Raw genomic sequence first — 7,331 nt, 5'->3', positions numbered from 1 at the left:
GGGGGGGGGGGGGGGGGGGGGGGTTTTTTTTTTTTAAATATTGCGGGGCGGGGGGGGGGGGCGGGGTTTTTTTTTTTTTTTAAATTTTTGGCTGGCAAGGCCCGCGCCTACAGACTTTCCCCCACATGCAGCGCACACCTCGCCCTCAGCGTCCCGCCCCGCTATACTTGCCGGCTTTCCTGAATTAATGCCTAAAGGGTCCCGCCGCGCATGGATAAGACCTACCAGCCGCACGCAATTGAAACTTCCTGGTACAAAACCTGGGAAGAAGAGAATTATTTTGCCCCGCAAGGCGCGGGCGACCCGTACACCATCATGATCCCGCCGCCGAACGTCACCGGCAGCCTGCACATGGGGCACGGCTTCAACAACGCGATCATGGACGCCCTGATCCGTTTCCGCCGCATGCAGGGCCGCAACACCTTGTGGCAACCAGGCACAGACCACGCAGGCATCGCCACCCAGATGCTGGTTGAGCGTCAGATCGAAGCACAAGGTCTGAACCGCCACGACCTGGGCCGCGAGAAATTCCTCGAGAAAGTCTGGGAATGGAAAGATCAATCCGGTGGCAACATCAGCCGTCAGATCCGCCGCCTGGGCTCGTCCGTAGACTGGAGCCGCGAGCGCTTCACCATGGACGACGGCCTGTCCGAAGCGGTGAAAGAAGCCTTTGTACGCCTGCACGAAGACGGCCTGATCTACCGTGGCAAGCGCCTGGTCAACTGGGACACCAAGCTGCACACTGCCATCTCCGACCTTGAAGTGGAAAACCACGACGAGAAAGGTTTCCTGTGGAACCTGCGCTACCCGCTGGCTGACGGCGCCAAGACCGCTGAAGGTCTGGACTATCTGGTCGTAGCCACCACCCGCCCGGAAACCATGCTCGGTGACTCGGCTGTCGCAGTAAACCCGCAAGACGAACGCTACAAAGCCCTGATCGGCAAGTTTGTCGAACTGCCACTGGTTGGCCGCCGTATCCCGATCATCGCAGACGACTACTGCGACCCTGAATTCGGCACCGGCTGCGTGAAAATCACCCCGGCCCACGATTTCAACGACTACGAAGTCGGCAAGCGCCACAACCTGCCGCTGCTGAACATCTTCGACAAGAACGCAGCCGTGCTGCCGGCCGTTCAAGTATTCAACCTCGACGGTACGCTGAACGATTCCATCGACGGCACCCTGCCCGCCAAATACGTGGGCCTGGACCGTTTTGAGGCGCGTAAGCTAATCGTCGCGGACTTCGACGAAGCGGGCCTGTTGGTCAGCGTCGACGATCACGCCTTGAAAGTGCCGAAAGGTGACCGTTCGGGCACCGTTATCGAACCGTGGCTGACCGACCAGTGGTACGTGTCGACCAAGCCATTGGCAGAACCTGCCATCGCCGCCGTTGAAGACGGGCGCATCGCGTTCGTGCCTAAACAGTACGAGAACATGTACTTCTCGTGGATGCGTGACATCCAGGACTGGTGCATCAGCCGTCAGCTGTGGTGGGGCCACCGGATCCCGGCCTGGTACGACGAGTCGGGCAAAGTGTACGTAGGCCGCGACGAAGCCGAAGTGCGCGCCAAGCACAACCTTGGCCCGGACGTTGCGCTGCAACAGGACAACGACGTACTCGACACCTGGTTCAGTTCGGGCCTGTGGACGTTCTCCACCCTGGGCTGGCCTGAGCAGACCGATTTCCTGAAAACCTTCCACCCGACTGACGTGCTGGTCACCGGCTTCGACATCATTTTCTTCTGGGTTGCCCGGATGATCATGCTCACCATGCATTTGGTGAAAAACGAAGACGGCACCCCGCAAGTTCCGTTCAAGACCGTGTATGTACACGGCCTGGTACGTGACGGCCAGGGCCAGAAGATGTCCAAGTCCAAGGGCAACGTGCTGGACCCGCTGGACATCATCGACGGTATCGCACTCGAAGACCTGGTTGCCAAACGCACCACGGGTCTGATGCAGCCAAAACTGCTGAAGAAGATCGAGAAGCAAACCCGCGACGAATTCGCCGACGGCATCGCCAGCTACGGCACCGACGCCTTGCGCTTCACGTTCTGTTCGCTGGCATCCACCGGTCGCGACATCAAGTTCGACATGGGCCGCGTGGAAGGTTATCGCAACTTCTGCAACAAGATCTGGAACGCCGCGCGCTACGTGCTGGACAAGGGCGAGGACTGCGGCCAGAACGGCGAAGCCTACGAACTGTCGCTGGCTGATCGCTGGATCATCTCGCAGTTGCAGCGCACCGAGGCCGAAGTGACTCGTCACCTCGACCAGTTCCGTTTCGACCTGGCCGCCCAAGCCTTGTACGAGTTCATCTGGAACCAGTATTGCGACTGGTACCTGGAACTGTCCAAGCCTGTACTGTGGGACGAGAACGCGCCGGTTGAGCGTCAACGCGGCACGCGTCGCACGCTGGTTCGGGTACTGGAAGTGGCACTGCGCCTGGCGCATCCGTTCATGCCATTCATCACCGAAGAAATCTGGCAGCGCCTCGCGCCGCTGGCCGGTGCCGAGGGCAAGACCATCATGCTGCAACCTTGGCCGGTGGCCAACGAAGCACGCATCGACCAAGCGGCCGAAGGCGACATCGAATGGCTCAAGGGTCTGATGCTGGGTACGCGTAACATCCGTGGCGAAATGAACATTGGCCCGGGCAAACCGCTGCAGCTGTACCTGAAAAACGTGAGCAGCGAAGACCAGCGCCGTCTGACCGAGAATGATGCCCTGCTGAAAAAGCTGGCTAAACTCGAGTCGATCACCGTACTGCAAGACGGTGCCGAAGCGCCGCTGTCCGCCACTGCTCTGGTCGGCGAGATGGAAGTGTTGGTACCCATGGCCGGGCTGATCGACAAAGATGCCGAGCTGGCGCGCCTGGACAAGGAAATCCAGCGTTTGCACGGCGAAGTGGCCCGCGTTGGCGGAAAACTGTCGAATGCAGCTTTCGTAGACAAGGCTCCGGCCGAAGTCATCGACAAGGAACGCGCCAAACTGGCCGAGGCTGAACAAGCCTTGAGCAAGTTGGCTGACCAGCACGCGCGGATTTCCAGCCTGTAACAGCGCTGCGTACCTGATCGCGGGCAAGGACGCTCCCGCAGGGTTAACCCCCTGCCGGGGCGACCTTGCCCGCGATTGCTTTTGTGGAACCCATTGAACATGACCACCCCTCGCACGTCCAAAGCCACACGCCACAAGCCAAAGGCAACTGGTGAGAGCAAACCGGCCGAGCCACGCGCCAAGCCCAGCCTGCACCCGCGCAACCGGCATCAGGGGCGCTACGACTTCCCGCAATTGATCAAAAGCAGCCCTGAACTGGGCCAGTTTGTGATCATCAACCCCTATGGCAAAGAGAGCATCGACTTCGCCAACCCGAGCGCAGTTCGCGTGTTCAACCGCGCCTTGCTCAAGACCTTCTATGGCATTGCACACTGGGACATTCCAGCCGATTACCTGTGCCCACCGGTTCCCGGCCGTGCCGATTACGTGCATTTTTTGGCAGACTTGCTGGCCAGCCTGAACGAGGGTGAAATCCCGCGTGGTGCCAATGTTCGCGTGCTGGACATCGGCACCGGTGCCAACTGCGTGTACCCGCTGATCGGCCACAGCGAATACCGCTGGCAGTTCCTGGGCACCGATGTCGACCTGACCGCCGTCAAGACGGCCAAGGCAATCGTGCAGTCCAACGGCCTGAGCAAAGCCATCAACCTGCGCCTGCAACCCGACCCACAGAAGATCCTGCTGGACATCCTGGAAAGCGGTGAGCGTTTCGACCTGACCATGTGCAACCCGCCGTTCCACGCCTCGCTGGACGAAGCCACGCGCGGCAGCGAGCGTAAATGGCGAGCCCTGGGCAAGGCCGATCCCAAGCGTAAATTGCCGGTGCTGAACTTTGGCGGCCAGGCAGCCGAATTGTGGTGCGAAGGTGGCGAGCAGCGCTTTGTGACGCAACTGATCCGCGAGAGCGTGCATGTGGGTCGTCAGGTGCTGTGGTTCAGCGTGCTGGTGTCCAAGGCATCAAACCTGCCTGCCGTTCAAACCGCCCTGAAAAAAGCCGGTGCGCGAGAAAGCCAGGTCGTCGAAATGTCTCAGGGCAACAAGCAAAGCCGCTTCGTGGCCTGGACCTTCCACGACAAAGAGCAGCAGCAACTGTGGCGCGAAGCAAACTGGAAATAAGCCTGTCCCCGTGCAGGCGCGAGTTAACCTCATACACCGCTCGGGAGTGTTTTACGGCCGCTGCGTTGCCGATTGCAGCCTTCGTGCCTCATCAGCGACTACACGATTTGTGTGCACCACGTCCTGTAGGAGCGAGCTTGCCTCGCGATCTTTTGATCGTTTAAAAGATCGCGAGGCGAGCTCGCTCCTACAAAAGATTTGTGCCCATAAAAAAACCGCGCCTGGGATCGCTCCCAAGCGCGGTTTTTTTTTAATGCGTTCTTACTTGTTAACAGCGTCAGTCAGGCCTTTAGCCACAACGAGCTTGATAACTTTCTTGGCAGCGATTTCGATGGCAGCGCCAGTCGAAGGGTTACGGCCAGTACGGGCAGGACGCTCGGTCACTTTCAGTTTGCCAATACCTGGCAGAGTGATTTCGCCGCCATTTTCCAGCTGATCAGCAACGATTTGACCCAGTTGGTCCAGCAGAGCACGCACGGTAGTTTTCGGTGCGTCTACAGCTTCAGCCAGATCAGCGATCAGTTGGTCTTTAGTAATAGCCATTGAGATGTTCCTTCCCTATCAAATTCATTTGGTTTGCAACGTGCAAGGTCAGCTATCGAGCCAGAAATCGAGGGTCTGGCACACCCGTTTGCTTTCACGACGAATCGCGGATGTAGAGTGCTAAAACGGAGTTTGGTTCGACCTGACACAGGCTGAATGCATGCTTTACGCCGTTACCCAGCGCAAGACCGGGCAAAACTAGCACAGAGACGGTTAAATATCCGCCTCTACCTCGCCATTTGGTCAGCTTTATCGCCTTAAAAGCGTAAAAAAACCGCTCTACACCGTCCATCCCCTCCCTAAAGGCAGTACGAAGGCTGCCCAACGGCTCAGGTGCGGTACACTTGGCGCTTTTCCGGGCGCGTGCCCTCCCCGCCAATTTTTCGCCGAGAAGCCCATGCCGATCCGTCATTGCATCGTTCATTTGATTGAGAAAAAACCCGACGGTACGCCCGCAGTTCTCCACGCCCGTGACTCTGAACTGGCCGAGTCCCAGGCCATCGAGAACATGCTTGCAGACCTCAACGAAAGCTATAACGCCAAGCAAGGCAAAGCCTGGGGCTTTTTCCATGCCGAGTCCGGGGCGCACCCGTTCAGCGGCTGGCTCAAGGAATACATGGACGGCGGCCAGAATTTCACCGCTTTCAGCCGTGTGGCCGTTGAGCATCTGCAAAAGCTGATGGAAGAGTCCAACCTGTCGACCGGCGGCCACGTCTTGTTCGCGCACTACCAGCAAGGCATGACTGACTACCTGGCCATCGCCCTGCTGCACCACAGCGAAGGCGTAGCGGTGAACGCCGAGCTGGACGTCATGCCTTCGCGGCATCTGGATCTGGGCCAGTTGCACCTCGCGGCGCGGATCAACCTGTCCGAATGGCAGAACAACAAGCAGTCCAAGCAGTACATTTCCTTCATCAAAGGCAAAAACGGCAAAAAGGTTTCTGAGTATTTCAAAGACTTTATCGGCTGCCAGGAAGGCGTCGACGGTCCCGGCGAAACGCGCACGCTGCTCAAGGCGTTCAGTGACTTTGTTGAAAGCGAAGACCTGCCTGAAGAGTCTGCCCGCGAAAAGACCAAGACCCTGGTCGATTACGCCAGCAGCCAGGCCAAGATCGGTGAACCGATGGGCCTCGAAGAACTCTCCGAGCTGATCGACGAAGACCGCCCCAAAGCGTTCTACGACCATATCCGCAACAAGGATTACGGCCTGTCGCCGGAAATCCCGGCCGATAAACGCACCCTTAACCAGTTCCGCCGCTTCACTGGGCGCGCCGAGGGCTTGTCTATCAGCTTTGAAGCCCACCTGCTGGGCTCCAAGGTCGAATTCGATGAAGAAGCCGGGACGCTCGTCATCAAGGGCCTGCCGACCCAACTGCTCGACCAGCTCAAGCGCAACAAGTGATGGTCAATGGCGTCCTGAAGAAAGTCCTGTTTGTGCTGGTGGTCGTGGTGATCTTTCAGAACTGGGGCAAGATCGAGCGAGTGCTCAACCCTTCCGGCGTTGTGCCCGAGCAGACCCGGGCCAACGCTCGGGTGGTGCTGTACGCCACCCAGTGGTGTGGGTACTGCAAAGCCACGCGGCGCTTTCTGGACCAGAAAGGCATTCCCTACACAGAATTCGATATCGACAAGGATGCCGCCGCCCGCCAAGCCTATGAGGCGCTAGGCGGGCGCGGAATTCCGATTCTGGACGTCAATGGCACCCTGCTCAGGGACTTCAACCCGGGTGCAATCCTCGCGGCGTTGAAATAACCAAAATCTGTAGGCGTGAGCTTGCCTCGCGATCTTTTGATCCTTTAAAAGATCGCGAGGCAAGCTCGCTCCTACTGTGCCAACTGGCTTTGCACCAGGCACTCTTTGGCGCTTTTCTTGAGTTTTTTAATCAGTCGTTCCTGACGCAAGGCTTCGCCTTTGTCTGGCCACGATTCGACATACACCAGGGCCACCGCAGGGCTTGAGGCAAAAAAGCGTGCGCCCTTGCCGGTCTGATGCTGGATGAAACGCCGCTCAGGATCATCGCTGATCCCGCAGTACAACGAACCATTGGCCGCACGCACCAAATACACAAACCAAGGCTTGGAACTCACACTCAACGTCCGGCTTGATACGCTTTAAGGCCTTTTTGCGCTTGAGCGCGAATGGCGTTTTTCACCAGCGGTGTCCAGCCCAGCAAAACGCCTTTGGCCCCCAGCGCCTGACGCGACCAGCGCCACAGATCAAAGTGGTCGTGGTGCTCGCAGATTTTGCCGTCGCGAAAGACAAAACGGGCCTGAATATCGTTGACGACCGTATTGCCGGTCTGGGTGAACAGATACGTTGCCACCCAATGTGCGCTGCCGCGCTGCTCATCCGCCTGAACCTGGTCGAAGGTCAAGCTGAAATCCTTGGCCCGCGACGTCAGCATGCGCCACATATCGGTGGCGTTGTGACCGCGCAGCTCACCAAACGCCGGGTCGCTGAACAGTACGTCGTCGGTGTAGCACTCGCCCATCGCTTGCGCATCACGCTGCGCAAACGCTTGGTAGAAACGTGTGATTAACGCTTGATGGTCTTGGCTCATGGCAGGGTCCGTGCGGGTAAGAATCTGTGCACGATAATCTGCAATGAGCCGAAAC

Annotated in this window: 7 protein-coding genes; 4 read left to right on the top strand and 3 right to left on the bottom strand. The window is 58.4% G+C overall.

Annotation, left to right across the window (positions count from 1 at the left end; genetic code table 11):
* The first annotated feature begins 210 nt into the window (after nucleotides 1-210).
* Nucleotides 211-3,057 carry a valine--tRNA ligase gene (locus NTD86_RS15915; protein ID WP_262203605.1) on the top strand — a complete coding sequence of 949 codons (2,847 nt, stop codon included), beginning with the start codon at nucleotides 211-213 and terminating at the stop codon, nucleotides 3,055-3,057.
* A gap of 99 nt (nucleotides 3,058-3,156) precedes the next feature.
* Entirely contained in the window at nucleotides 3,157-4,173 is a 1,017-nt protein-coding gene (gene rlmF / locus NTD86_RS15910; RefSeq protein WP_262203604.1) for a 23S rRNA (adenine(1618)-N(6))-methyltransferase RlmF, read from the top strand.
* Nucleotides 4,174-4,434: 261 nt separating this feature from the next.
* Here rlmF and NTD86_RS15905 read toward each other — a convergent pair whose 3' ends face one another.
* Nucleotides 4,435-4,716 (bottom strand): HU family DNA-binding protein, encoded by a 282-nt coding sequence (locus NTD86_RS15905; RefSeq protein WP_019412143.1) that lies wholly within the window; start codon nucleotides 4,714-4,716, stop codon nucleotides 4,435-4,437.
* Nucleotides 4,717-5,113: 397 nt separating this feature from the next.
* On the opposite strand from NTD86_RS15905, the gene yejK reads away from it, so the two are divergent.
* The gene (gene yejK / locus NTD86_RS15900) at nucleotides 5,114-6,118 is read left to right on the top strand and encodes a nucleoid-associated protein YejK (RefSeq protein ID WP_262203603.1); all 1,005 of its coding nucleotides are present in this window, start codon (nucleotides 5,114-5,116) and stop codon (nucleotides 6,116-6,118) included.
* A complete protein-coding gene (locus tag NTD86_RS15895) occupies nucleotides 6,118-6,468 on the top strand; it encodes a glutaredoxin family protein (RefSeq protein ID WP_262203602.1) in 351 nt (116 codons plus the stop codon). Before yejK ends, NTD86_RS15895 begins: the two co-directional genes overlap by 1 nt.
* Nucleotides 6,469-6,539: 71 nt before the next feature.
* On the opposite strand, the gene NTD86_RS15890 is transcribed toward NTD86_RS15895, so the two are convergent.
* A complete protein-coding gene (locus NTD86_RS15890) occupies nucleotides 6,540-6,803 on the bottom strand; it encodes a GIY-YIG nuclease family protein (protein WP_410016987.1) in 264 nt (87 codons plus the stop codon).
* A gap of 2 nt (nucleotides 6,804-6,805) precedes the next feature.
* The gene (locus NTD86_RS15885) at nucleotides 6,806-7,276 is read right to left on the bottom strand and encodes a nuclear transport factor 2 family protein (protein WP_262203599.1); all 471 of its coding nucleotides are present in this window, start codon (nucleotides 7,274-7,276) and stop codon (nucleotides 6,806-6,808) included.
* Nucleotides 7,277-7,331 lie beyond the last annotated feature (55 nt).

Origin of the sequence: Pseudomonas sp. 7P_10.2_Bac1, assembly GCF_025465935.1 — a bacterium.
Lineage (GTDB): Bacteria > Pseudomonadota > Gammaproteobacteria > Pseudomonadales > Pseudomonadaceae > Aquipseudomonas.
Note: the sequence above shows the minus strand (reverse complement) of the source record. Positions and strands in the feature narration are given on the sequence as shown.